This is a genomic window from Erwinia sp. GW821-FHT03D09, assembly GCF_059420805.1.
In genome coordinates, this window is record NZ_JBWKUK010000007.1 from 58,806 (window position 1) to 84,192 (window position 25,387).

Annotated in this window: 23 protein-coding genes and 1 pseudogene; 9 read left to right on the forward strand and 15 right to left on the reverse strand. The window is 58.3% G+C overall.

The genetic code is table 11. The annotated features are described in order from the left end of the window. Nucleotides 1–247: 247 nt before the first annotated feature. Both AC07U6_RS08410 and AC07U6_RS08415 read left to right on the forward strand, forming a co-directional pair. A complete protein-coding gene (locus AC07U6_RS08410; protein ID WP_494764126.1) occupies nt 248–664 on the forward strand; it encodes a secondary thiamine-phosphate synthase enzyme YjbQ in 417 nt (138 codons plus the stop codon). Nucleotides 665–759: 95 nt separating this feature from the next. After that, nucleotides 760–1,014 carry a hypothetical protein gene (locus tag AC07U6_RS08415; protein ID WP_494764125.1) on the forward strand — a complete coding sequence of 85 codons (255 nt, stop codon included), beginning with the start codon at nt 760–762 and terminating at the stop codon, nt 1,012–1,014. Nucleotides 1,015–1,120: 106 nt separating this feature from the next. Here the strand turns inward: AC07U6_RS08415 and AC07U6_RS08420 are convergent, their stop codons facing one another. The 6 genes from AC07U6_RS08420 to AC07U6_RS08445 form a co-directional block, all read right to left on the reverse strand. After that, entirely contained in the window at nt 1,121–2,233 is a 1,113-nt protein-coding gene (locus tag AC07U6_RS08420; RefSeq protein WP_494764574.1) for a M20 family metallopeptidase, read from the reverse strand. A gap of 5 nt (nt 2,234–2,238) precedes the next feature. Continuing rightward, the gene (locus tag AC07U6_RS08425) at nt 2,239–2,994 is read right to left on the reverse strand and encodes a glutamine amidotransferase (protein ID WP_494764124.1); all 756 of its coding nucleotides are present in this window, start codon (nt 2,992–2,994) and stop codon (nt 2,239–2,241) included. 13 nt (nt 2,995–3,007) lie between these two features. Further along, complete coding sequence (locus tag AC07U6_RS08430; protein WP_494764123.1) at nt 3,008–4,087, reverse strand: phosphotriesterase family protein; 1,080 nt, start codon at nt 4,085–4,087, stop codon at nt 3,008–3,010. 3 nt (nt 4,088–4,090) lie between these two features. Further along, on the reverse strand, nt 4,091–5,092 hold the full coding sequence (locus AC07U6_RS08435; protein ID WP_494764573.1) for an ABC transporter permease: 1,002 nt from the start codon (nt 5,090–5,092) through the stop codon (nt 4,091–4,093). A gap of 18 nt (nt 5,093–5,110) precedes the next feature. Beyond that, nucleotides 5,111–5,857, reverse strand: a complete 747-nt coding sequence (locus tag AC07U6_RS08440) for an ATP-binding cassette domain-containing protein (protein ID WP_494764572.1) — start codon at nt 5,855–5,857, stop codon at nt 5,111–5,113. A gap of 377 nt (nt 5,858–6,234) precedes the next feature. Continuing rightward, nucleotides 6,235–7,257 carry a LacI family DNA-binding transcriptional regulator gene (locus tag AC07U6_RS08445; RefSeq protein ID WP_494764122.1) on the reverse strand — a complete coding sequence of 341 codons (1,023 nt, stop codon included), beginning with the start codon at nt 7,255–7,257 and terminating at the stop codon, nt 6,235–6,237. Between the two features lie 343 nt (nt 7,258–7,600). Between AC07U6_RS08445 and AC07U6_RS08450 the strand changes: the two genes are divergently transcribed. Continuing rightward, nucleotides 7,601–8,554: an ABC transporter substrate-binding protein gene (locus AC07U6_RS08450; RefSeq protein WP_494764571.1), complete on the forward strand. Its 954-nt coding sequence runs from the start codon at nt 7,601–7,603 to the stop codon at nt 8,552–8,554. Nucleotides 8,555–8,557: 3 nt separating this feature from the next. On the opposite strand, the gene AC07U6_RS08455 is transcribed toward AC07U6_RS08450, so the two are convergent. Beyond that, a complete protein-coding gene (locus tag AC07U6_RS08455) occupies nt 8,558–9,427 on the reverse strand; it encodes a ribokinase (protein ID WP_494764121.1) in 870 nt (289 codons plus the stop codon). A gap of 27 nt (nt 9,428–9,454) precedes the next feature. Here AC07U6_RS08455 and AC07U6_RS08460 point away from each other — a divergent pair, with 27 nt between their 5' ends. The 5 genes and pseudogenes from AC07U6_RS08460 (at nt 9,455) to AC07U6_RS08480 (ending at nt 13,019) form a co-directional block, all read left to right on the forward strand. Continuing rightward, nucleotides 9,455–10,300: a BtpA/SgcQ family protein gene (locus AC07U6_RS08460; RefSeq protein ID WP_205065687.1), complete on the forward strand. Its 846-nt coding sequence runs from the start codon at nt 9,455–9,457 to the stop codon at nt 10,298–10,300. Next, nucleotides 10,300–10,944, forward strand: coding sequence for a TenA family protein (locus AC07U6_RS08465; protein ID WP_494764570.1), 645 nt, complete (start codon nt 10,300–10,302; stop codon nt 10,942–10,944). Before AC07U6_RS08460 ends, AC07U6_RS08465 begins: the two co-directional genes overlap by 1 nt. Before the next feature lie 357 nt (nt 10,945–11,301). Next, nucleotides 11,302–12,429, forward strand: coding sequence for a histidinol-phosphate transaminase (gene hisC, locus AC07U6_RS08470; protein WP_494764120.1), 1,128 nt, complete (start codon nt 11,302–11,304; stop codon nt 12,427–12,429). Then, a pseudogene (locus tag AC07U6_RS08475) lies at nt 12,410–12,841 on the forward strand (alpha-hydroxy-acid oxidizing protein); the annotation flags it as partial. The gene hisC and the pseudogene AC07U6_RS08475, both read left to right, overlap by 20 nt. Next, the gene (locus tag AC07U6_RS08480) at nt 12,810–13,019 is read left to right on the forward strand and encodes an alpha-hydroxy-acid oxidizing protein (protein ID WP_494764119.1); all 210 of its coding nucleotides are present in this window, start codon (nt 12,810–12,812) and stop codon (nt 13,017–13,019) included. The pseudogene AC07U6_RS08475 and the gene AC07U6_RS08480, both read left to right, overlap by 32 nt. Nucleotides 13,020–13,021: 2 nt before the next feature. Here AC07U6_RS08480 and AC07U6_RS08485 read toward each other — a convergent pair whose 3' ends face one another. The 8 genes from AC07U6_RS08485 to uvrA form a co-directional block, all read right to left on the reverse strand. After that, nucleotides 13,022–14,071, reverse strand: coding sequence for an SDR family NAD(P)-dependent oxidoreductase (locus tag AC07U6_RS08485; protein WP_494764118.1), 1,050 nt, complete (start codon nt 14,069–14,071; stop codon nt 13,022–13,024). A gap of 3 nt (nt 14,072–14,074) precedes the next feature. Next, entirely contained in the window at nt 14,075–15,367 is a 1,293-nt protein-coding gene (locus tag AC07U6_RS08490) for a hypothetical protein (RefSeq protein WP_494764117.1), read from the reverse strand. Next, on the reverse strand, nt 15,360–16,688 hold the full coding sequence (gene hisD / locus AC07U6_RS08495) for a histidinol dehydrogenase (protein WP_494764116.1): 1,329 nt from the start codon (nt 16,686–16,688) through the stop codon (nt 15,360–15,362). Before hisD ends, AC07U6_RS08490 begins: the two co-directional genes overlap by 8 nt. 17 nt (nt 16,689–16,705) lie before the next feature. Then, nucleotides 16,706–17,464: an ABC transporter ATP-binding protein gene (locus tag AC07U6_RS08500; RefSeq protein ID WP_494764115.1), complete on the reverse strand. Its 759-nt coding sequence runs from the start codon at nt 17,462–17,464 to the stop codon at nt 16,706–16,708. Continuing rightward, entirely contained in the window at nt 17,464–18,324 is an 861-nt protein-coding gene (locus tag AC07U6_RS08505; protein ID WP_494764114.1) for an ABC transporter permease, read from the reverse strand. Before AC07U6_RS08505 ends, AC07U6_RS08500 begins: the two co-directional genes overlap by 1 nt. Nucleotides 18,325–18,365: 41 nt before the next feature. Beyond that, nucleotides 18,366–19,352 (reverse strand): ABC transporter substrate-binding protein, encoded by a 987-nt coding sequence (locus AC07U6_RS08510; RefSeq protein WP_494764113.1) that lies wholly within the window; start codon nt 19,350–19,352, stop codon nt 18,366–18,368. Between the two features lie 796 nt (nt 19,353–20,148). Beyond that, a complete protein-coding gene (locus tag AC07U6_RS08515) occupies nt 20,149–21,201 on the reverse strand; it encodes an NAD(P)-dependent alcohol dehydrogenase (RefSeq protein ID WP_494764112.1) in 1,053 nt (350 codons plus the stop codon). A 247-nt stretch (nt 21,202–21,448) separates the two neighbouring features. Continuing rightward, nucleotides 21,449–24,277, reverse strand: coding sequence for an excinuclease ABC subunit UvrA (gene uvrA / locus AC07U6_RS08520; protein WP_494764111.1), 2,829 nt, complete (start codon nt 24,275–24,277; stop codon nt 21,449–21,451). A 294-nt stretch (nt 24,278–24,571) separates the two neighbouring features. On the opposite strand from uvrA, the gene ssb1 reads away from it, so the two are divergent. Next, nucleotides 24,572–25,114 (forward strand): single-stranded DNA-binding protein SSB1, encoded by a 543-nt coding sequence (gene ssb1, locus AC07U6_RS08525; RefSeq protein ID WP_205065700.1) that lies wholly within the window; start codon nt 24,572–24,574, stop codon nt 25,112–25,114. Nucleotides 25,115–25,387: the final 273 nt, after the last annotated feature.

Here is a 25,387-nt window from a genome sequence, read left to right on the forward strand (position 1 = left end):
GCTTATCTGCTTATCTGCTTATCTGCTTATCTGCTTATCTGCTTATCTGCTTATCTGCTTATCTGCTTATCTGCTTATCTGCTTACCTGCCAATCCGCCAAACTGACGGTCCCTGAGCCTCGAGACACCTGAATCCGCCAGAGCGCCAAACTTCTTCATCCTGATTTCCCTGTTTCAACGCTTTCCGGTTTACCTTTGCCTCATATGCTGCACACTTAACCCATCTGTTACGTTAAGGAGTCTGACAATGTGGTATCAGCAAACGCTCACCCTGAACGCGAAGCCGCGTGGTTTTCACCTCGTCACCGATGAGATCCTCGGCGAACTGCGTCGCCTGAGCGATGTGCAGACCGGCCTGCTGCACCTGCTGCTGCAGCACACCTCCGCGTCATTAACTCTCAATGAAAACTGCGACCCCACGGTGCGCAGCGATATGGAGCAGCACTTCCTGCATCACGTGCCGGAAAACGCGCCCTATCAGCATGACTATGAAGGCCCTGACGATATGCCGACGCACATCAAATCCTCACTGCTCGGCACATCGCTGCTGCTGCCGGTCAGCCGTGGGCGGCTGTTGTTAGGCACCTGGCAGGGTATTTATCTGGGCGAGCACCGCATTCACGGCGGCGAACGGCGGATAGTGGCAACACTACAGGGGGAGTGAGCACACCCGTCGCTGACTGGCCCGGTGATCGCTGGCAGAGGAGCTTTGCGCTGGAGCGATGATGCAGACTACTTAACTGGCTGCACGGTGAGAAAGTGGGATTCAGCCTGCTGCTTCAGTCGCTGGTGGAATACGGCCAGCCGGATGCGCAGCTGCTCTCCCTGCTGAAAATCTACGGCAGCCCACTTTGGCTGCACGCACTGGAAGGCGACAGGTCGGCACGTATTGCGCAGATCGCTGCCGACATCCGCTTTCCACAGAAGAGCCTGGGCGGACTGCCGTTTGCCGTCACCACCCAGGCGCTGCATCGGGCGCTGCTGGTGACCGAAGCGCAGGACTTCGCGGCATAATCCCAACCGATTTATTTGCTGCTGATGTTGCGAAGGCGTGATATGTGCAGGCAGGCTAAGCTGCATGCGTTGTCGAAAACTGCCGGGCGATCGCCCGGCAGCTCAATTAATCCATCCAGTCCTGAATGATTTCCGCGTACAGCTGCTCCGCCTCTGCCAGTCGGCTGAGCAGGCAGTATTCGTCGGTCTGGTGCGCCATCGACGGCTCGCCGGGGCCGAGAATAATGCACGGCGGATTGCCCAGCGCGGGCAGCAGCAGCGAGGCATCGGTAAAGTAGGGCGCTACGCGCGGTACCAGCGGGGCATCGTGCAGCGGCTGGCAGCGATGATAAACCTGACGTATCCAGGCGTGGCGCTCTTCGCTCAGCACTGCTGGCAGATCGACCAGCGTGGTGAGGGTGACGTTTTCGCCCAGCAGCGCACCCAGCTGCTCGCGAATAGTGGCGTGCTGAAGATTCGGCGCGCTGCGGATATCGACATCAAACCGCGTACGGTCCGGCACCGAGTTAATGTTCAGACCGCCCTCAATGCGCCCAACGTTCAGCGTCGGCTGCTTCATCAGCGGGTGCGGCGCACCCGGCGAGAAGTGGCGGATTTTGCCCAGCGCATCCGCCGCCAGATAAATTGCGTTAATCCCCAGCTCCGGCATCGCGCCGTGGGCGGTTTTGCCCCGCGTTTCGCAGCGCAGCCACAGTGCGCCTTTATGCCCGATGACGGGGTAGTTGGCCGTTGGTTCACCGACGATCAGCGCGCCGATCTCCGGCAGATCCCCGGCTTCGATCAGCGCCCGCGCGCCGTCACAGCCGGTTTCCTCGCCGCCGGTAATCAGCAGAACCGCGCCGCGCCCGTTAAGGATTTTCTGGCGGTGCTGAACGCAGGCGACGGCAAACGCCGCCACAGCCGCTTTCATATCGCTTGATCCCCGTCCGTAGAGACGATCCCCGTCGATCTGCGAGCCAAAAGGATCGAACTGCCACGACGCGTTGCCGAGTGGGACGGTATCCAGATGGCCGGTAAACGCCAGCGGCCTGCCCGGCGCGTTGCCGGGCAGGCGGGCGACCAGATTGCTGCGCCCCTCGCCGAACGACGTCAGCGAAACCTCGAAACCGCGTTCGCTGAGCCACCTGGCGAAAAACCGCATGCAGTCGGCTTCATTGCCCGGCGGGTTGGTGGTGTTAAAGCCCAGCAGCTGCCGGGCCAGTTCAACTGTGGTATCCACTGCCATCAGCCGCGTTCCGTCAGCCAGTCGAGGCAGTTGACCCACAGCTGGCGATAGCCTGACCATTTGGCAAACTCTTCCGGCAGCCAGTGGGGGGACATGTCGCTGGTCCACACCAGCGAGCGGCCCTGCTGGTATTCGCGTACCGCCAGCAGCGGATGCCCGGTACCGGCCACGGTCGCCAGCAGTTTACCCTCGGGGTGCATTTCCACCTCGTTATAGCCCAGCAGCCATGGCCATTCGCCCGGAATATTGTTAAATACCGCGTGCGATTCGGTGACCTCGGCATAGCAGCCTTCCGGCGTTTCGATGCGGTCGTCCCAGGCCAGGCAGCGTACCGGCAGCACTTTCTCCACCGCCGTATTGCGGTAGCGCGCGCCGCCGTTGATCCCCTGGAAGCTGAAGTAGCCGCCGATCATCATCAGCGAGCCGCCGTTAGCCACGTAGTCATGAAGCAGCGTCAGGCGGTTGGCGGTGCGGCGGCTTTTCAGCCAGGTATCCGGGTGCAGCAGCAGCGTGTTGGCACCGATATCCGACAGGATAATCGCATCCCACTCCGCCAGCACTTCCTGCGTCAGCGGGAAGTCGGTAGCCGCCGCGTGGGCAGGCATGTAGGTCACCGCATAGTTGCTGTCCGCCAGCGCGGCCAGGAAGTCGGTTGCGCCGTTGTGCCAGGTAGCAGTAGCAAACTGATCGAAGCCTTTCACGTGTACCGAGGTGCTGGTCCAGGATTCACCCACCAGTAAAATTTTCTTCTTCATCTGTTTTCCTTTTTTATCCGCCAAATACCCGCTGGGGATTACCGATCATTAAGGTCTCAAGTTGTTCACCGTTAACGCCGTGGCGGCGCAGGCGCGGGACAAAATGCTTGAGAATGTAGCCGTAGCCGTGGCCGCCGTAGCGGGTCAGCATGGTTTTCAGGAACACGTCCTGCGACAGCAAAATCTGCTGGAGATAACCGTCGTCTATCAGCTCGCAAATGGCGCGGGCGTTCTCCTCGTCGGAAGGCGACTGCGCCGATTCATCGGCGTAGTAATAGCTCATGCCGATCATGTCGTACTCCAGGAACGCGCCGCGCTGCGCCAGCTCGCGCTGATAGCGCTTGTCGGCAAAGCTTGGGTTCATATGGCACAGCACCGTATGGCGCAGATCGGCCCCTTCCTGCTCGAGAATATCCAGTACCTTATGTCCCAGACGCTCCCAGCCCGGCAGATGTACCTCAATCGGCACACCGGTGGCCGCGCTGGCACGGCCCGCCGCGCGTAGCGACTTCTCTTCATCCGGCGTAAAGCGGCTGGAGATGCCGATTTCGCCGATCAGCCCGGCAATCACCTCCGGCTGCTCTTCCGCGCCGCCGAGGTCGTAGATCAGCTTTTCGGTCAGCTGCTCAACGCTGGTGGTTTTCACCCACTCGGGGTGCGACGGCTCCAGATACAGCCCGGTGCCCATCACGATATTCAGCCCGGTAAGGCGCGAGATACGCTGTAGCGCCTTCGGATCGCGGCCAATGCCGATATTGGTCGGGTCAATCACCGTTTCCCCACCGAGGGCGCGGTATTTAGCCAGCTCTTCAATCGCCAGATCGAAGTCAAACAGCTGGCAGTTATCGCGGCTCATCAGCGGGTTAAGCGACAGCTCGCTGAGGTTTTCCATCTTCACCGGCATCTCGGCCAGATGACGATCGCTACAGCAGCACGGCGGCACCCACTTGCCGGAGGCATCCAACAGGATATGCTCATGCATCAGCGTCACGCCCATCTCAGCAATCGGCAGCGGGCCAAGCACCGTCATCACATAGCCGCTGCTGACGCCAACCGGCAGCGGATGCGGATGGCGAAAAATTGATCCTTTCATCAGCTATCCTTTCGCCGCAGATCGCGCGGGGTTGAGAATGCGTGTGTTCAGCCAGATGGCCAGCAGAATAATGGTGCCGGTGGCAATCTGGGTGTAGAACGGTGAGATATGCGACAGGATCAGCCCGTTCTGGATCACCGCAATCGACATCGCGCCCAGCAGCGTACCGATAATGGTGCCGAAGCCGCCGAACAGGCTGGTGCTGCCGAGCACTACGGCGGCTATCACCTGTAACTCAAAGCCTTCGGCCTGGTTAGATGAACCGCTACCGAGGCGGGCAGTGATAATCATTCCGGCCAGCGCGGCGGCCATGCCGCTGATGATATACACCTTCATGGTGGCGGCTTTGGTGTTAATCCCGCTGCGGCGCGCGCCCTCGGCATTGGCGCCGATGGCGGTCACGTAACGGCCAAAGCGCATATGGTTGAGGACGAAATGCCCGACGATCAGCGCGATAATGGCGAGCAGTGCGGGCATCGGAATCCCCAGCACCCTGGCACGGCCCATCATCGTAAACAGGCTGTCTTCAGGCACCGGAATCGAATAGCCCTGAGTGACCAGCAGCGCGATACCGCGCACCACCGCCAGGGTGGCGAGAGTGACGATAAACGCCGGTATGCCTTCGTAGGCGATAAAGAAGCCGTTAATCGCGCCGATCAGCCCGCCGAGCAGCAGGCCGCCCACCAGTACCACCGGCCACGGCAGCCCCCAGTTGTTCAGGGCGATAGCGGAAAGGGCACCGACCAGCGCGAGGGTGGACCCCACCGACAGGTCGATCCCGCCAGTGGTGATCACCAGCGTCATGGCGGTGGCGACGATCAGCAGCGGCGCACTCTGGCGAACGATGTTCAGCCAGTTGGTGCCGGTGAGGAAGTTACTGGTGATCAGCGAAAACACCACGCAGCAGAAGACGAAAAACAGTGCGATGCTGAGCACGCCCGAGTGATTATGCAGCAGGCGGCGCGGCAGCGAGTGCTGGATCATGCGGGAGCTGCTTAAGTTGATGATACTCATCCTGTTACCTCAGTGTGCGGCGGCAGAGCGGGCGGTGAATTTTTCGCCCACAATCAGGTTAACGATATCGCTCAGATCGGTGTCCGCGACCCGGCGTTCAGCGACGTTGGTACCTTCATACATCACCATGATCCGGTCACAGACCAGGAACAGATCCTGCAGGCGGTGGGTAATCAGGATCACGCTCACCCCACGGGCGGAAACGCGGCGGATCAGCTCCAGCACCGCTTCCACTTCCGCCACGGCCAGCGCGGCGGTGGGCTCGTCCATAATCAGCACTTTCGGGTCGAACGCCGCCGCACGGGCGATGGCGATGGCCTGGCGCTGGCCGCCGGAAAGATTGCGCACCAGCAGCCGGGTATCGGGAATGGAAATCCCCAGCCCCTTCAGCATCTCGCGCGCATCGGCGTGCATTTTGGCTTCGTCAAGGAACGGGATACCGAGTACCGATTTCATCGGCTCACGGCCCATAAACAAATTACCGGCGACATCGACCGTGTCGCACAGCGACAGATCCTGATAGACCATCTCGATATGGCAGCGGCGGGAATCCGCCGGGTTGGCAAACTGGTGCACTTCGCCGTCGATGAGGATGGTGCCGCTGGTGGGAATCACCGCGCCGGAAAGCACTTTGGTCAGGGTGGATTTCCCTGCGCCGTTATCGCCCACCAGTCCGAGCACTTCACCCGGAGCAATCTCCAGGTTCACGCCGCGCAGTGAGCGTATCGACCCGTAGGTCTTGGTGATGTTGATCATCTCTACCCGTGGCGGGGTAGTCTGGGGCTGCTGCATCTGATAACTCCCATCGCTGTTGCCGGGAAATGTTCGCCCGCCTGTGTGAAAGTCATCCATCCAACACGGTCTACATCTTGTAAACCGGTTTACCTGTAGAATGGAGCTTTCACCAACATGGTCAGGTCAAACGCTATTACGATATTTGTTCGCCAATTAGTCTTTGCAGCATCCATGCCAGGGCAAAAAAAACACAGCAGCCCGTGGTTTTAACTCGCTGTAACACAACGAATTTTTTAAATATTCGAAGGTAAACCGGTTTACTGATTATAACGAAGAGAATTTAAATTGAACGCTTTTTACGCCAACATTGGGCGCTTTTGCGCCATTTTGGGACGTGCTTAACAAATCCTGATGGAATCTCGACCAATCCATTCAACCGGCAGGCGGGTTTCAGAGGGGATATCTTTTTCGTTGTTCAACAGGCGCAGCATGATGCTCACCGCAGTGCGCCCCAGCTCGCGCGCGGGCTGGCGGATAGTGGAAATACGCGGCTGGGTAAAATCGGCATAGTTAGCATCGTCAAACCCGACCAGCGAGAGCGCAGCAGGGGCCTGCAACCCGCTGGCGCGTAGGCCGTCCAGCAGGCCCAGCACCAGATAATCACTGGCGGCAAAAACGGCGGTAGGGCGCACGGGCTGGCTGAACAGGTGCCGCAGCGCTCGCTGGCCGAACTCGCGCTGATAGTCACCGTACATCACCCATTCCGGCGGCCAGCTCAGTCCGGCCTGCTTCATGGCGGTGCAAAAGCCCTGATAGCGTTCGCGGACACTCATCAGCGCATCGGGGCCACCAACGAACGCGATATGCCGGTGCCCGGCGGCAATCAGTTTTTCGGTGGCGATGCGCCCGCCCTGCGCGTTATCGGCAAACACTTTCGGCACCTTGCTGCCCGGAATATCCTCATCCAGCAGTACGATGCGCTGGTGGCGCTTAATCTCTTTGCGCAGCAGGCCGTTATCCGGGCGGTTGGTGGTGAACAGCAGGCCATCGACCTGGCAGGTATCCAGCCAGCGGATAAACTGGCACTCTTTGTCCGGGTTATTGCGGGTGATGCACAGCACCAGACTGTAGCCGCTGGCGGAGGCGGCCTCTTCGGCGGCGTCCGCCAGTTCGGCATAGAAGGGGTTGGTGATATCGGGCAGCACCAGGCCCAGCGTTTCGCTGCCGCCTTTACTCAGGCGGCGTGCCAGGCTATTGCCACGATAGTCGAGGTCGCGGATCGCGGTTTCAATACGGTCAATCGTCTCCTGCGGCAGCACGATATTGCGATTCATATAGCGTGATACGGTGGCTTTTGACAGCCCCGCCTGCTTTGCCACATCGGATAACAACACGCGTTTTACACTCATTTTCTGCGCCATTTCTGCCAGAGAGGGCTATCTGTAGCACAGTTACACGCGCGCAATACAGCAATTTTTCTGGTGAATGAATTGTTAAATAAATGCTTGACAAAAATTGAGCTGCGGAGAATTGTATAAGCAGTTTACCGCATAATCCGGGAATTCATTCCCAAACCCGCTCGAACCATTCCAGTCGCGCACCGAAATGGACCGGTTGCCGGAATGTGAGAAAGCAGGTCTTAGCTGAACGGCTTTTTGCTGTTTCAGCCATACACACGATATTCGCCCGCCAAAAAAAATCCTTCTGCGTTTGCATTTCGCGCAGAAATCCGCTGGTTATCGCCTATTCCCGACGAGGATAATGATGATGTTATTAAACACCGGAAAACTGCGTTTTATTGCTCTGGCAACCGCTCTGATCGTATCGGGTAGCCTTATTTCTGTTGCCAGTGCCGCCACCCCCGACTATGCGTTGATTCAGATTAATCAGCAGGCATTGTTTTTTAATCAGATGAATAAAGGCGCGCAGGAAGCGGCAAAAGCCAGTGGCAAGGATGTGGTGATTTTCAACTCCAACGATAACCCGGTTGCTCAGAGTGACGCGATTGAAAACTATATTCAGCAAGGGGTTAAAGGGATTATGGTTGCAGCCATCGACGTCAACGGTATTATGCCGGCGGTGAAAGAGGCGGCGAAAGCAAATATACCGGTTATCGCTATCGATGCGGTATTACCGGCCGGGCCGCAGGCGGCACAGGTCGGTGTGGATAATATCGAAGGCGGTAAAATCATTGGTAAATTCTTCGTGGATTACGTGCAGAAAGAAATGGGTGGCAAGGCGCGCGTCGGCATTGTGGGCGCGCTGAACTCGGCGATCCAGAACCAGCGGCAGAAGGGCTTTGAAGAGACGCTGAAAAGCAATCCGAAAATCACCGTAGCAAACATCGTTGACAGCCAGAACGTTCAGGATAAAGCGATGACCGCGGCGGAAAACCTGATCACCGGTAACCCGGACCTGACGGCGATCTATGCCACCGGCGAACCGGCGCTGCTGGGGGCTATTGCGGCCGTTGAGAACCAGGGTCGGCAGAAGGACATTAAAGTCTTCGGCTGGGATCTGACGGCGAAGGCGATTACCGGCATTGACGGCGGCTATATCACCGCCGTGCTGCAGCAGGACCCGAAACAAATGGGTGTGGAAGCGCTGAACGCACTGAATGCGATTACCTCAGGTAAAACCGTAGCGAAAACCATTCCGGTTCCGGCTACGGTAGTCACGAAAGCGAACGTAGACGGTTACCGTTCGCTGTATAAATAAGGCTTACTCGCCGCCCGTGCTTAGCAGGGCGGCGAGTTCCTGCTGGCCGGGAAACGCGTTAAACGTTCCCCGGCGGCTGACGGTGATGGCGGCCGCCCGGCTGGCGTGAGTCAGCGCTAACGGGTCCGGCAAAACACCGCGCAGTAGGGCAGATGCCAGCATAACCGCAAGGAAAGTATCCCCTGCACCGGTGGTATCTACGGCTTCAGCGGCGACCGCGGGGCAGAACCGGCGCTGGCCTTCGCTGACCAGCCAGGCACCGGCAGCACCCTGGGTAATCACTAAGGTCTTAAGGCCCTGGGGCTGGAGTTCTGCCGCTTCTGATTCATTGACCACCGCGATATCAATCAGCGGCCAGAGATGAGCAAAGTCGGGGTTGACCGGGGAAGGATTAAATACCGTGGTCATGCCGCGTGCTTTGGCTAGTTGGAACAGGGCACGGGTCTTTTCCACGGAAAAGTTACCCTGCTGCAGCAGAATATCGCCGGCAGCGGCATCGGCCAGGTGGGGAATAATCCCTTCCAGGCAAAAGGCATCTGCGGCGGCGGTGGTGGTAATAATGGCATTATCGCCATCGGCGCTATTTAAAATTATTGAGGTATCGCTATGTTGGTTGAAATACGCATTCGGTAACAGGCTGAGGGGTTCATTTATTATTTGCTGGCGAATCCACACGCCGTTGCTGTCATTTCCCGTAGCGGCAATTAAACGTGTTTCTATTCCGCAGCGGGATAATATGATCGCCTGATTCGCGCCTTTGCCGCCAATATCCTGCGAGACTTTAATACCATGAACCGAGGAGCCTTTTTGCGGAATATCCGCGATTGACCAGGTTTCATCGACGGTAATATTACCGGTGACATAAACACGCATAGTGTTTCCTTAAATAGGATGGAAAAGATGGTTGCTATATCAGCAGAAAAAACGAATGCAATACAAGCTATTTTTTCACGTAAAAAAGCCGTCATGGGTGTTATTCATTGCGACCCATTTCCCGGCACGCCAAAATATCGTGGTAAATCAGTTCGGGATATTATTGAGCGCGCGCTGCGTGATGCCGAAAATTATGTTGCAGGCGGCGTTCACGGTTTGATTGTGGAAAACCACGGCGATATTCCGTTTTCTAAACCTGAAGATATCGGCCACGAAACGTCGGCGCTGATGGCAGTGATTACCGAGAAGGTGCGGGAGCGTTTTGGCGTGCCGCTGGGAATTAGCGTACTGGCCAACGCTTCGATTCCGGCGATGGCCACCGCGCTGGCGGGCGGCGCTGACTTTATTCGCGTCAACCAGTGGGCCAATGCCTATATCGCTAACGAAGGCTTTATCGAAGGGGCGGCGGCGAAGGCGCTGCGCTATCGCAGCCAGCTGCGCGCCGAACATATTCGCGTCTTTGCCGACAGCCACGTTAAACACGGCAGCCACGCCATCGTCGCCGACCGCTCAATCCAGGAACTGACTCGCGACGTCGATTTCTTCGAAGCCGACGCGGTGATCGCCACCGGTCAGCGCACCGGCGACAGCGCCACGATGGAGGAGATTGACGAGATCCGCGCCGCTACCGAGCTGCCGCTGCTGGTCGGTTCCGGCGTCACGCCCGCTAACATTTGTCAGATCCTCGGCCGCACCCAGGGGGTGATTGTTGCCAGCACCATGAAGGTGGACGGCGTGTGGTGGAACGATGTGGATCTGGCCCGCGTTAAACACTTTATGTCCGTTGCTCAGGCCGCGCTGGAGGAAGCGTGATGGAAACGTTCAGCGAAAGGCTACTGCGTGAACATCAGGACGTCTGGCGGGCGATGCAGCAGCACCGTTTTGTGCTGGATATTGAAAACGATCGCCTGCCGGCGTCGGTGTTTAACCGCTATCTGGTGTTCGAAGGCAACTTCGTGGCGACGGCGATTGCGATTTTTGCACTTGGCGTCAGCAAGGCACCGGATATCCGCCAGCAGCGCTGGCTGATCGGCGTGCTGAATGCGCTGGTCGATACGCAAATTGCCTGGTTCGAACAGGTGCTGGCAGAGCGTCAGGTGAATCCCGCCGACTACCCGGACGATCTCCCCGGCGTGCGGCGCTTCCGCGACGGCATGCTGCATACCGCCCGGCAGGGCAGCTATGCGCAGATTGTCACCCTGATGTTCGGTGCCGAGTGGATGTACTACCACTGGTGCTGCCGGGTAAGCGAGCAGAGCCAGCAGGATGCCGACGTGCGGCGCTGGGTGGAGATGCATGCGGAAGAGGAGTTCTACCAGCAGGCCTGCTGGCTTAAAGAGGAGCTGGACCGCTGCGCCCACGTGTTGAGTGAGGCGGAAAAGCAGGCGCTGTCGGCGCTGTACGGCGAGGTGCTGCAGTGGGAAATTGATTTCCATACCGCGGCCTACGTCGATTAATCACAGCGGAAACAACGTTCTGCTGATACCCGGCTAAGAGGCGGCTCGCGATGAGCCGCCTTATTCACTGGATAATCGCTCTCCGGGAGATCGTCTGCGCACTATCATCCATCGCCATGCACTGAAACGGTGCCGCCTTACGCAGCGCTTACCGCCAGAGTCTTACCGCACATCCCTTCCGCGCCCGCGTTGGCTTTTTTGTGCAGCTGGCATAGGGATTGCAGTTGTATATACAAGAGTATACACCTACACTTTTCTTAAAAATCAACCTCACTGATTGCTATCGCGGCGGTGACCCGACCGGTGACCGCCGCGCGGCGGAAACGATGAATATTCAATTAACGGAGTGGAACTCAGATGTCCCAGATTCAAATTGAAAAACTGGCAAGAAAAGAGGCCCTGCAGCTGGGAGTCTATAACGCCGGAATGTCGGACGATGCGGTGCGTGAAACCTGGCAGGTTGACCATATTACCCGCCTGGGCAGCAATGAAAATCCGCTGGGAGCCAGCCCGCTGGTGGCGGCAGCGCTGCGCGCCGATCTGAGCCATACCGGCATCTACTCTGACTCCGCCAGCCTGAAACTGCGCCATGCGCTGGCGGAACTCACCTCGGCAGAGGCAGAACGCATTGTGATCGGCAACGGCTCGGAGGAGTTGCTGAAGCTGCTCTGCCTGGCGTTTATCAATCCTGGCGAACGGGTAGTGACGCTGGAGCCGTCCTTCGGGCTGCACCAGATCTATCCGCAGATGATGGGCGCGGAGGTGACGCTGGTGCCGGTGAATCAGCAGATGGAATTCGATCTGCCTGCCTGGCAGCGGGCGCTGAGCCAGCCGGCTAAAATGCTGATCCTCAGCAACCCCTCGAACCCGGTGGGCTGTATGCTGGACCGCGAGGAGTTCAACCAGTTGATCGCACAGGCACCGCAGGACTGCATTCTGGTGATCGATGAAGCCTATTATGAATACTGCCACCCCCTGAGCGACTACCCCGACAGCCTGAGCGTATTGCAAGCCCAGTCGCGTCCGTGGATTGTGCTGCGCACCTTTTCGAAAGCGTGGGGGCTGGCCGGGCTGCGCGTGGGTTACGGTGTTGCCAGCGACGAAGCGCTGGCCGGGGTGATCAACCGCGTGCGGACGCCGTTTAATATTAACCGTTCCGCGCAGGCGGCGGCGCTGGCCGCGTTGCAGGACCCGGCCCACGTTGCGGCCAGCGTGGCGCTGATCGTGGAGCAGCGGGAACTGATGCGTGAGCAGCTGGTTGCGCTGGGCTATCAGGTTGCGCCTTCCGTGGCTAACTTCCTGTTTTTCCGCACGGGCGGAGACAGCCGCGATCTGGCAAAAAAACTGCTGGAACACGGGATCATCGTGAAACCGTGGCGTGAAGCTGGTTATACTGACTGGGTGCGGGTTTCCGTTGGTAGCCCGGGAGATAATTCAATATTTATCAATGCCTTAAAGGATATCTATGCTACTCAATGCGGCTGACCTGCGCCGTCAGGCCAGGCGGGTGCTGCCCGCCTTCGCTTTCAGCTATGTGGACGGCGGAGCGGAAGACGAAACCACGCTGCAACACAATCTGGATGTTTTCCGCCGCTGGATGTTCGCCCCGGCGGTGTTACAGGATGCGGCCAGCCGCGATACCGGCACGTATCTGGGACAAACCCGGCTGGCGGCACCGCTGCTGGTTGCGCCAACCGGCTATAACGGCATGCTGCGCCATCAGGCCGACCAGATGATCGCCCGCGCGGCGGCCGGGCAGGGGATTGGCTACATTCAGAGCACGGTATCGACTGCCTCAATGGAGGAGATTGCCGCGACGTCCAACGGCGATCGCTGGTTCCAGCTTTACGTACTGAAAGACCGCAATGTCACCCGCAGCCTGCTGGAACGCGCCCGGTAGGCGGGCTGATGCGGTACTGCTGGGCCGACCGCTGCTGTATGCCGTTGCCGCCGGTGGCGAAGCGCTGGTGGCCAGCACCATCGCTACGATGAAGCAGGAAATTGACCGAACGCTGGCGCAGCTGGGCTGCCGTTCGGTCAACGAGCTGCACGCCGGACTGCTGCACCGCGTCTGAGCTTAAATCGCCGCCAGATAGCCACCGTCTACGTAGAGGATCTGCCCGGTAATATAGCGGGCAGCCGGGGAACAGAGGAACACGACCGCCCCGGCAAGATCCTCCAGCTCGCCGAAGCGGCCCAGCAGAATTTTTACCTGCATGCTCTCCACCCAGGCCGCATCCTGATAAAAGGCCTGGGTCATCTCCGTTTCAAAATACCCCGGCGCAATGCCATTCACCCGGATACCCAGCGGTGCCCACTCGGTGCTTAATGCCCGGGTCATTCCGGTCAGCCCCGATTTAGAGCTGCCGTAGGCGGTGGCACCCGGCACGCCGACCGCGCTGGTCAGCGAACAGAGGTTAATAATGGTTCCGCCCTGGCGCCGGGTCATACTGCGCGCCGCCGCCTGCGCGCAGAAAAACGCGCCTTTCAGGTTGGTGGCAATAATGGTGTCCCACAGCGCTTCATCGACATCCAGCGACGGGCAGATTTGCTCGGTCCCGGCGTTGTTAATCAGGATATCAAGATCGCCGATGTCGGCCAGACAGCGCTGGATATCAGCAGTGCGGGTCACATCCAGCACATGGCCCTCAGCGCTAAAGCCCTGCGCCTGGAGTTCCGCTACGGCTCGATCCACCGTGGCCGATGAACGCCCGGTGAGGATCACGCTGGCCCCGGCCTGCGCCAGCGCGGTAGCCAGCGCCAGGCCGATCCCGCGCGTCGCCCCGGTGACCAGCGCCCGCCTGCCGCTCAGGGAAAAGCTGTTCATCACATTCATTGTATGACCACCGTCTTCAGATAGGAGGATTTGCCCTGGATCAGTATCTCTCAGGCCTGCGGCACTTCCTCCAGCGACACCGGAGGGCCGATCAGCGTACGCAGCCCCGTCGGCCAGATCGGCTATCAGATCCAGCGCGGCCATCCATTTCCCGGTGCGATAGTTGTGGATGTCGGAACCGCAGATCCCGGACGCTCGCACCTGAATACGTACCTGACCGGCAGCCAGCACCGCCGGCGATTTTTCTTCCACCCGCAGATCGCCAATGCCGTAAAGCTGTACCGCTTTCATCGCTTATGCTTCCGTTAGCAGGTCGTCCAGCCAGCGAGAGAAATCATCATCGCCGCCGCTGCCCAGCATCACGGCCATCGCCAGGCCAATCGTCGAACTGACCGGATTGTGCTGGCTGGCCGATCCGGCGCGCAGACTCATCACCAGCGTCGGGCAGCAGAACAGCGCCAGGCGTATAATTTGCTGCCAGTTCGCGGGCAGCCAGCCTCTGGCTTTCAGCGCGGCCAGCAGCGGCTTCCAGTACAGCTCACCTTTACCGTCGAGGAACGCCTGACGCAGCGGCGTTAGCTGCCAGTTGTGCTCGACCTCCAGCGTATCGCCATCGCGGCGGACGCTGACCCGGTAGATTTCCGCCGCCTGTGCCGGTTCATACAGCCAGCAGGGGTGGGCAAAAATGTTGTGGAAGGTGGCTTTGATCTCGGCCAGCAGCGCCGGAATATGGCTGCCGGCAAAGGCCGGATCGAAGCTGACCAGCTGCGGCACGCCGTCCTGGGAATCAAACCAGACGTTGGCATTGTGCGCATCGCCGTGCGCCACCACCACGCCGTGATGGGCCAGCGTGGCAGGCGCGAGGATCTGCCCGGCATCCAGGAACAGCTGGCGCAGCGTGTGCTGATAGGTCACGCCGTTGATGCGCCACCGCAGGTTGCTCAGGCTCTGCCAGGGTATCGTAAGCTCACCCAAGGTGAAGTCCTGATTGACGTAGAAGCCGTCAACCCGCCCGCCCAGCCCGGCGGTATGGCCCGGCGAAACCAGACGGTTCCAGAACAGCTGGTGGACAGACTCAGCCTCCACCTGGCTGACCTGCGCCTGTTGCAGTGTCGGCAGCGTATGCGCGAGGATTTCCGCATCGGCGCGGCGCTGGGCATCGACCACCGGCGCCATTCCCGGCCAGTCGGCACGGGCTTCAATCTCGCGGCAGACGTCGGCAAGCCGCTTTTCATCGCGCAGGGCATACAGCAGGATCTGACGCCCCGGCTCGCCGCAGGCATAGATCGGCACATCCACGCGGAAGCCGTGCTCGCGCAGCAGCTCGGCGCGGTAGTACTCCTCAATGGTGTGTTCTTCGCCTTCTTCATGGTGATACTTAAAGAACAGCGTACGGCCATCGGTTAGCGTCACGCGGCCGTTGAGCGAGTTCAGGCTGTACTGATCGCGGTTGATGTTCAGGCCGGTCGCCTGCACGCCGGTGACTTCGGTAATCAGCTGGCTGAGCTTCTCGCTGGCCTGCTGCCAGTCACCCTGCTGCGTCAGGCGGCGCGCCTCCGCCGCTAACGGCGCGAGCGGCTCAGTCATGATCCTCTCCTTTCAGCAGGCGATCGCGCAGCTCAGAGACGGCCAGCGCATGGCCCGGGAAGCCTTCATACTCGGCAAAACGTTTGGCTTTGGTCGCCATCTGCTGATAGCCCGCGCGGGTGACGTAGCCGACGGAGATGCGCTTCATATAATCGAACACCGACAGAGGACCGGCGGTTTTGGCGGCGCTGTTGGTCGGCAGAACGGCATTTGGCCCCAGCACGAAGTTACCCAGGGTGATCGGCGTGTGTTCGCCCAGCAGGATCTCCCCGGCGTTACGGATTTGCGTCATTACCGCCATCGGTTCCTCAGCCAGGATCTCCAGATGCTCTGGCGCATACTGATTAACGAACTCCACGGCGGTGGCGAAATCTTTGGTCAGTACCACGCCGCCGTGGGTGCCGCCCAGCACGCTGCGCGAGAATCCGGCGCGTTTTTCATCGATGGTGTTCCAGTAGCCCGGCAGCGCCGCAATCGCCTCTTCCGCCACGCGGCGGCTGGAGGTGACCAGATACGCCGACGAGTCCGGGCCGTGCTCGGATTCAATCAACAGATCCAGCGCCGCCAGCGCACCGCTGACGGAGTCGTCGGCGAGGATCAGGCTTTCGCTCGGGCCGGCCGGAATACCCGGGTCGATCAGATTAGACAGCTGGCGCTTGGCGGCTACTACCCACGGGCTGCCCGGGCCAACGATTTTCAGGCATTTCGGCACCGATTGCGTGCCGTAAGCCACCGCCGCCACGCCCTGCGCACCGCCACACTTGTACACTTCCTTAATGCCCACCAGACGCGCGGCGATCAGTGTGGCATCATCCACGCGCCCATCGGGGCCTGGCGGGGTGAGCACCACCGGGCGCGGCACCCCGGCCACCACGGCGGGCACGATGGTCATAATCAGCACGCTGGGGAATGAGCCTTTCCCGCGCGGCACATAGCAGGCCACCGCATCGATCGGCACGTGGCGGTCGCCGGCGAAAGCGCCCGGACGCATCTCTTTCCACCACATCTCTTCGGGCTTTTGCGCTTCGTGGAAGGCGCGCACGTTCTCCACCGAGAAGCGAATCGCCTCAATCACCTCGGCATCAACGCGCGCAAAGGCCTCTTCGAACTCATGCTCTTCGGCACGCACCGAGAAGCTTTCCGGCTGCACGCCGTCAAACTCGCGGGCAAAACGGATCAGCGCGCCGTCGCCTTCCTCCTTCACCGCCGCAATAATCGGCTTCACCTTCTCAACGAAAAATGACAGGTCAGATTCAGTGCGTTTGAAAAGGTCAGCGGGTAATTCAGTGGAGGCCGACAGGTCGTGGAATGTCACAGACATAGTGTTACCTTTTTCAGTTAGCCAATCGCGTGTTGTTGAATGCGGCTCAGCACGTCGTGCTGCAGCTCGATAAATTCCGGGGTACGGTTAATGCTTTCATGGCGCGGGCGCGGCAGGGTGACGTCGAAAGTGGAGTCGATATGCCCCTGGCCCATCACCACAATACGGTCAGAAAGCCAGACCGCTTCCTCAATGTCGTGGGTAACAAACATCACCGTCAGGCGATGCTTTTCCCAAATCTCCACCAGCAGCTGCTGCATCTGATGGCGAGTCATCGCATCCAGTGCGCCAAACGGTTCATCCATCAGCAAAATTTTCGGTCGGTACGAAAGCGCACGGGCGATGGCCACGCGCTGCTTCATGCCGCCGGACAGCTCACCCGGCCAGCGGTCGGCCGCGTTGCCGAGCTTGACCAGTTCCAGATGCTGCTGGGCGATATCGCGGCATTCACTGGCCGGGGTGCCCGCCGCCTTGAGGGCAAACTCAATATTGCCGCGCGCGGTGAGCCACGGTAGCAGGGTGTAGGACTGAAACACCACGCCGCGATCCAGCCCAGGGCCTTCGATCGACACACCGTCAACCAGCACATCGCCGCCGTCAAAATCTTCCAGCCCGGCGGCAATCGACAGCAGGGTGCTTTTACCGCAGCCGGAGGTGCCGACGATCGACACGAACTCATTGTCATTGAGCGTCAGGTCAATACCGTGCAGCACGCGGCGATAGCTTTTGCCGAGGGGAAAACTTTTTTCCAGCTTGTTTAGCGTTAGCGTTGCCATCAGGAACGTCTCCGGTTATAGCGGAACAGCACGCGCTCCAGGGCACGCATAATCTGGTCGGTGATCAGGCCCAGCAGGCCAAGCAGCAGGATGTAACCAATAATGGTATCGGTCTGGAAATAGCGCTGGGATACTACGATGCGGTAGCCGAGGCCCGAGGTGGAGGCCACCAGTTCGGCCAGCACCAGCCACGTCCAGGCCCAGCCGATGCTGATGCGCAGGGCATCCCAGATGGCAGGCAGAGCGGAGGGGATCACGATGCGCAGTAGGATCTTGCGGTCCGACATGCCCAGCGTGCGGCCCAGACCGATAAAATCAGGCGGGACGCGCTTCACGGCGTCGATCATCATCAGCACCTGCTGGAAGAAAGTGCCAATCCAGATCACCAGGAACTTCTGAAAATCGTCGGTGCCGGTCCACAGGATGGTTAGCGGCACAAAGGCCACCACCGGCATATAGCGTACGAAATCGACCAGCGGTTCAACAATGGCCTTCGCCAGGCCATAACAGCCCGCCAGCACGCCGATGACAATCGCCATCACCGATGAAATCGCAAAGGCGATAATAATGCGGTACAGGCTGCTCTCAATATCACTCTGCAAGGTACCGTCTACTGCCAGCGTGACCATCCGCTGCCAGACGCGTTCAATTCCCGGTAAAAAAATCGGTTTGATGGCGCCCATGGATGTCGCCAGCCACCAGACAAAAATCAGCACGGCAAATACGCCGATGGAGATGCTCAGGAACTGTGAGCGCGAAGGTGTTTTCCCGATAGTGAGCAGGTTACTGCGTCTGCGGCGCTTTTTTGATTGTTGAGGTGTTTTTTGCTGCTCAACCACACTCATATTTCCTCCTGACATCTTTCCTCCCGCCGTCAGGCGACGGGAAGAAAGAGGGATGGCTACTGGTTATTAACGAAGCTGGCATCAATGGTTTGCTGCGGGGTCACCGGCTGGCTGACAATACCGGCCTCTGTCGCCGCTTTAAGCAGGTGAGGGAAGGTTTTTTCACTAAAATCATGGGATAACAGTTTCTTATTATCCGCCAGAGAGAAGTATTTCACGCCGTCAAACGCGGTATGCAGATCTTCCGGCGAGGCACCCACCGCTTTGGAAATAATGGCGCGGGCTTCCGTGGTGTGGGCGTTGTAATAATCCAGCGAGCTGTCCCACGTTTTGATCAGCGCTGTGATGGCGTCAGGGTGATTTTTAATAAAATCGTCGTGAACCACCAGCACATCACTGATCAGGCCGGGATCGGACTGGCCGCTGTACAGCATTTTCAGGCTGGGATCGCCCTTCATTGCCACGGTGAGATACGGTTCATAGGTCACGGCGACCGGGACGCGCCCGGCAATAATGCTGCTGCCCGCCGAGGCGGCCGGCATTGGCACCGGTTTAATATCGGAGAACTTCAGCCCGGCAGAGGTCAGCGCGCTGCGCAGCAGAATATCGCTGGTGGTGCCTTCTTCATAGGCCACCTGCTTGCCCTTCAAATCCTGCAGCGTGGCGATGTCTTTGGTCACCAGTATCGCATCGGCGGTATTACTCTGGTCCAGCACCATCACGATTTTAATCGGCAAACCGGCGGAGATCATACCGATGGCGGTATGGGTGGCGATATTCGCGGCATCGATCTGCCCGCTTGCCAGCGCGGCATTGATATCTTTATCTTCCGCAAAGTTAATCACCTCGACCTTTTTCAGCCCCTGTTTTTCAAACAGTTTCTGATCTGCCGCCACATGCCACTGACCGTAGCCCAGCCAGGGTTCAACGCCCATTTTAACGGTGTCCGTTTCTGCGGCCAAAGCAGGGACAGCCACTGCGGATAACATCCCGGCGCAGCACAGCGCGGCCAGCGAACGTTTCAATACACGGAGAGAGTGCATAGCGGTTCCTTCTGTATTTCGTTTGGGATTAAGCTGGTGATTGTCCAGCTATGTATATACAAGAATGTGCAAGAGTAATGCCAGACAATAACTGCCTGTTAACGGGCGTTTAATTAATATTTTCGCACTTTGTTGGTGCATATTACCGGTGCAGTGCACCATGGAAAGGTGATTCATCGGATTTCATTCAAATCGAAAATATTTAATCAGGTAAAGGAAATAGCTGGAATTGTCTACCTGACTCACAATAAAGCGTAATTGGTGAGAATTACACAAAAAGAGTCACCGGTATCATTGAGTATTTTGAATTTTTTATCAATAAATTTATGGGGTTATATATTATCGGTGGGAGGGTGATGCCATTGTAATCTAAGTGGTCCGTCCATTGATTATGCTGTCGATTATCCTTTATGACCGCTTAATCCGATTAACCTTGCAGGTTAATCGCGATCAATCTCTTTTTAATTCTATATTGTCGATAATATTCACTTTTCCCGTCTTAAATTACGGCACAAAGGCCATTGTGAGAAAACCGTATAAATATCAATAGCGACGGGCTGAAATAACATTGCAGCGATTGAGTGCAATAAAAGTGGAGAGTTAAAGGAGCATTGAACGACTTTTATCCGCGCTAAATACCGCGCGGCAGGGAGAGCCAAAAGTACATAAGCCATGTTCCGGGAATGAAAAGAGTCCTTCCGGGCGGATGCGGTTGGCCATAGTGGGGCCGCAGAAAAGAGTTTGAAGTAGCAGGATGTCGCTCCGGTCGGACAGGCCGGCCGGAGCGCGAGGGGCGTTACGCGCGCAGCGTATCGATATCAATCACGAAGCGATACTTCACGTCGCTTTTCAGCATCCGCTCGTAGGCCTCGTTAATCTGATTGATATTGATCAGCTCAATATCGGAAGTAATGTTGTGCTTACCACAGAAATCCAGCATCTCCTGAGTTTCTTTAATGCCGCCAATCAGCGAGCCGGAAATGCTGCGGCGTTTAAAGATCACGTTGAACACCTGCGGAGACGGATGGTCGTGTTCCGGCACGCCAACCAGCGTCATGGTGCCGTCGCGGCGCAGCAGGGTGATAAACGGATTCAGATCGTGCTGTGCCGCCACGGTGTTCAGGATGAAGTCGAGGCTGTTGGCATGTGCCGCCATCTGCTCTGGATCTTTCGAGATCACCACTTCATCCGCGCCCAGGCGCTTACCGTCTTCGATTTTTGACGGCGAAGTGGTAAACAGCACAACGTGCGCGCCCATCGCATGGGCAACCTTCACGCCCATATGGCCCAGACCGCCCAGACCGACGATACCGACTTTTTTACCCGGGCCAACGCCCCAGTGATTCAGCGGTGAATAGGTAGTGATACCGGCGCACAGCAGCGGCGCGGCGGCGGCTGGATCGAGGTTTTCCGGCACGCGCAGCACGAAGTCTTCATGCACAATCACCTGCGTGGAGTAGCCACCGTAGGTAATGTCGCCGCTGATGCGGTCCTGGCTGTTATAGGTGCTGACGAAGCCCTCTTCGCAGTACTGCTCCAGGTCTTCATTACAGCTGTCGCAGGTACGACAGGAGTCAACCATGCAGCCAACGCCGACCATATCGCCAACCTTGTATTTATGGCCGTGTGCGCCAACGGCGGTCACTCGCCCAACGATTTCGTGGCCCGGCACCACCGGGAAAATGGTGTTACGCCATTCATTGCGCGCCTGGTGCAGGTCCGCGTGGCACACGCCACAGTACAGCACTTCAATTTGCACATCATGTTCCCGCAGTTCACGCGGCTGGAACTCGAACGGAGCCAGTTTGGATTTTGCGTCCTGGGCGGCATAAGCATGCGTAATGTTCATGGGTTTCTCCAGTAAATGATGAGATGGCGCAGGGCCATAGCGGCGGGAGAGGGCGATGACACAGGCGGCCTTCCTCCACAAATGATGAGGGTAAAGCATAGTCCTGAAAGCATGACGAAGGGATGTCTAAACGTCGCTAAATCTTGCCTGTTTCTGCAAGATTTAGCGCTGAATGTCAGAAAAATAGCGATAAAATGGATGAAAACTGCGATAAGCAAAGAGGGCGACACGATGCCGCCCTCTCGATTTATTTCATCAGTAGCGGCTTGAGGAAGCGCGCGGTGTGGGACTTCTCGCACTCGGCGACGGTTTCCGGCGTGCCGGACACCAGGATTTCCCCGCCGCCGCTGCCGCCTTCCGGGCCCAGGTCGACAATCCAGTCGGCGGTTTTGATCACGTCGAGGTTGTGCTCAATCACCACGATGGTGTTGCCCTGATCGCGCAGCTGATGCAGCACTTCCAGCAGCTGCTGGATATCGGCAAAGTGCAGACCGGTGGTCGGCTCATCCAGGATATACAGCGTCTGACCGGTACCGCGTTTGGACAGCTCGCGCGCCAGCTTAACGCGCTGCGCCTCACCGCCGGAAAGCGTGGTCGCCGACTGGCCCAGGCGGATATAGGACAGGCCGACGTCGATCAGCGTTTGCAGCTTGCGCGCCAGCGCCGGAACGGCATCGAAGAACTCGCGCGCTTCTTCAATGGTCATCTCCAGCACTTCGTGGATGCTCTTGCCCTTGTACTTCACTTCCAGCGTCTCGCGGTTATAGCGCTTGCCCTTACACTGGTCGCACGGCACGTAGATATCCGGCAGGAAGTGCATCTCCACTTTCAGTACGCCGTCACCCTGGCAGGCTTCGCAGCGACCGCCGCGGACGTTAAAGCTGAAGCGGCCCGGCGTGTAGCCACGGGTGCGTGACTCCGGCACCCCGGCAAACAGCTCACGCACCGGGGTGAAAATCCCGGTATAGGTCGCCGGGTTAGAGCGCGGCGTACGGCCAATCGGGCTCTGATCGATATCGATCACCTTGTCGAAATGCTCCATGCCGCTGACTTCGCGGTACGGGGCCGGTTCGGCAATGGTGGCACCGTTCAGCTGACGCTGGGCGATAGGGAACAGCGTATCGTTGATCAGCGTAGATTTACCGGAGCCGGAAACCCCGGTAATGCAGGTGAACAACCCGACCGGCAGGGTCAGCGTCACGTCCTTCAGGTTGTTGCCGGTCGCCCCGGTCAGCTTCAGCACCTTCTCCGGATCGCCTTTAACCCGCTCGGCGGGAATGGCAATGCCGCGTTTGCCGCTGAGGAACTGGCCGGTGAGAGATTCCTCAACGGCCATAATGTCGTCCACGGTGCCTTCCGCGACAATCTGCCCGCCGTGCACGCCTGCTCCCGGACCGATATCGATCACGTGATCGGCGGCGCGGATCGCGTCTTCATCATGCTCCACCACAATCACCGTATTGCCGAGGTTGCGCAGGTGGACCAGCGTTTCCAGCAGGCGCTCGTTGTCGCGCTGATGCAGGCCGATCGACGGTTCATCCAGCACGTACATCACGCCAACCAGCCCGGCACCGATCTGGCTGGCCAGGCGGATACGCTGCGCCTCGCCGCCGGAGAGCGTTTCCGCCGAACGGGACATGGAGAGGTAGTTCAGACCGACGTTCACGAGGAAGCGCAGACGATCGCCAATCTCTTTCAGCACCTTCTCGGCGATTTTAGCGCGCTGGCCGCTGAGCTTCATATTTTCAAAGAAGGTCATCGCGTGGCCGATGCTCATATCCGAAATGGTCGGCAGGGTAGTGTTTTCAACAAAGACGTGCCGCGCTTCGCGACGCAGACGGGTGCCGCTGCAGCTGGCGCAGGCGCGGTTGCTGATAAACTTCGCCAGCTCTTCACGCACGGCGGAGGACTCCGTCTCTTTATAGCGGCGCTCCATATTGTGCAGCACGCCCTCAAACGGATGCCGACGCACCGAGGTATCGCCGCGATCGTTAACGTATTTAAATTCGATATTCTCTTTGCCGGAGCCGTAAAGGATCACTTTACGGTCGTACTCCTTCAGCGAGCTGAACGGCGCTTCAATGTCGAAGCCGAGGTGATCGGCCAGCGAGTGTAGCATCTGGAAGTAGTAGAAGTTGCGGCGATCCCAGCCGCGAATGGCGCCACCCGCCAGCGACAGATCGGGGTTCTGCACCACGCGGTCCGGATCGAAATACTGCTGCACGCCCAGCCCGTCGCAGGTCGGGCAGGCACCGGCGGGGTTGTTAAAGGAGAACAGGCGCGGTTCCAGCTCGCTCATGCTGTAGCCGCAGACCGGGCAGGCGAAGTTGGCGGAGAACAGCAGCTCTTCGGCCTTCGGATCGTCCATATCGGCCACCACAGCGGTGCCGCCGGACAGCTCCAGCGCGGTTTCAAATGACTCCGCCAGGCGCTGCGCCAGATCTTCACGCACCTTAAAGCGATCGACCACCACTTCAATGGTGTGCTTCTTTTGCAGCTCAAGTTTGGGTGGATCGGAAAGATCGCAGACTTCGCCGTCAATGCGCGCGCGGATATAGCCCTGGCTGGCGAGGTTTTCCAGCGTCTTAGTATGCTCGCCCTTACGCTCTTTGATAATCGGTGCCAGCAGCATCAGGCGGCGGCCTTCCGGCTCTGCCAGCACGTTGTCCACCATCTGGCTGACGGTCTGTGCGGCCAGCGTCACATCGTGATCCGGGCAGCGCGGCTCGCCAACGCGGGCAAACAGCAGGCGCAGGTAGTCGTGAATTTCAGTAATGGTCCCGACGGTGGAACGCGGGTTGTGCGAGGTGGACTTCTGCTCAATTGAGATCGCCGGTGACAGCCCCTCAATATGGTCAACATCCGGCTTTTCCATCAGCGAAAGGAACTGACGCGCATAGGCGGAGAGCGACTCCACGTAGCGGCGCTGGCCCTCGGCATACAGCGTATCAAACGCCAGCGAGGACTTACCGGAACCTGACAGGCCGGTGACGACGATCAGTTTATCGCGCGGAATGATCAGGTTAATATTTTTCAGATTGTGGGTGCGGGCACCCCGTACTTCGATCTTATCCATTCACAATTCCCGGATTAGCGCATACCTCACCATGCCTGCCCGGCATGGCCAGAAAAGAAACACGTCATTATGGCACAAAAAAACCTGAATGGATAACCAGTGTTTTGGCGTCGGGTGCCATCCCGGGCGATCCGCTTTCTGCTGCAGTTTTCCTCTTCGATCGTTATGCCTTGTATTAAAAAAGAGTTTTCGATCCGCCTCGTAAACGCGGATCTCTGCACGTGTCATTAGGAGGTGTGCGTGTTAGAATTTTGTGCTTAGACTTAGTCAGACACATTTATCGGAGACAGCAACATGGCCAGCAGAGGCGTAAACAAAGTTATTTTAGTTGGGAATCTGGGGCAAGATCCGGAAGTCCGCTACATGCCAAATGGCGGTGCCGTTGCCAACATCACTCTGGCTACGTCCGAAAGCTGGCGTGACAAGCAGACCGGTGAAACCAAAGAGAAGACCGAGTGGCACCGCGTTGTGCTGTTCGGCAAGCTGGCTGAAGTGGCCGGTGAATACCTGCGTAAGGGCTCCCAGGTGTATATCGAAGGCTCCCTGCAGACGCGCAAATGGACCGACCAGGCCGGCGTAGAAAAATACACCACCGAAGTTGTTGTTAACGTTGGCGGCACCATGCAGATGCTGGGCGGCCGGGCACAGGGCGGCGGCGCACCGGCAGGCGGCGGCCAGGGCCAGAACAACAACAACGGCTGGGGCCAGCCACAGCAGCCACAGGGCGGCAACCAGTTCAGCGGCGGCGCGCAGTCTCGCCCGCAGCAGCCACAGCAGAACAGCGCTCCGGCGAACAACGAACCGCCAATGGACTTTGATGACGATATTCCGTTCTAAAAACGGATTTAAATCGCTATCGGTCAGGTATCAAATAAAACCCCGCTTCGTCGGGGTTTTTTATTCATTTAAATTGGAGCAAATGCTGCCGTCTGCTATTAGGTAAACGAAACGAGTAATAGGTTAATTCTATAAATCAAGGAGTGATGGTGGATCGCGTAGAAGCTCAGCAGTTACTAAAAAACCGCACTGGCAAACCCTGCTGCGAACGCCGATTTGGTCAGTAAGGGCGGGCGCTGGTATGAGGAAAATGGGCAAAGTTCGACTCTGGCG